Origin of the sequence: Pseudomonas sp. DCB_AW (genome assembly GCF_026240895.1) — a bacterium.
In the GTDB taxonomy this organism is placed as follows: domain Bacteria; phylum Pseudomonadota; class Gammaproteobacteria; order Pseudomonadales; family Pseudomonadaceae; genus Aquipseudomonas; species Aquipseudomonas kermanshahensis.
This window is the reverse complement of record NZ_JAPFCE010000182.1, coordinates 1-472: the sequence shown is the minus strand read 5'-3', so window position 1 is coordinate 472 and position 472 is coordinate 1. Positions and strand designations below refer to the sequence as shown.

Genomic DNA, 472 nt, shown 5'->3' with positions numbered 1-472 from the left:
GGTGACCATCCTTGCCACGTGGCGCCTGGGTGCTGTGTATCAGCCGCTGTTTACTGCGTTCGGGCCCAAGGCCATTGAGCATCGCCTGGACTACAGTTCAGCCAAGGCTACAGTTCAGCCAGTCCTTCACAAAAGCCCGCTACCCCGAGGCTTTACCAGCGTGCCACGCACCGCTGGCTCAACCATAAGATCATCACCGTTCTGATTCGCTCACTGCTTTTTGAGCACCCTGCCAATCGCACGTCTGCAGCTGTTTCCGCCCATGGAAAGGATGCCGATCATTTATTGGTCATAACAAAAACAAAGAGGGTCGTATGAGCCATGCCGATGAGATTCTTTCGGTAAACAACATCTTCAAAGTGTTCGGCCCCAACCCGAACATGGCCATGGAGATGCTCCGCAAGGGCGCCGACAAGAACGAAATCTTCAGCAAGACCGGCCACGTCGTCGGCGTGTTCGATGCAAGCTTTTC

Annotated in this window: 1 pseudogene; it reads left to right on the top strand. The window is 54.7% G+C overall.

What is annotated here, in order from left to right:
- Positions 1–314: 314 nt before the first annotated feature.
- A pseudogene (locus OO306_RS28170) lies at positions 315–472 on the top strand (glycine/betaine ABC transporter ATP-binding protein); the annotation flags it as partial.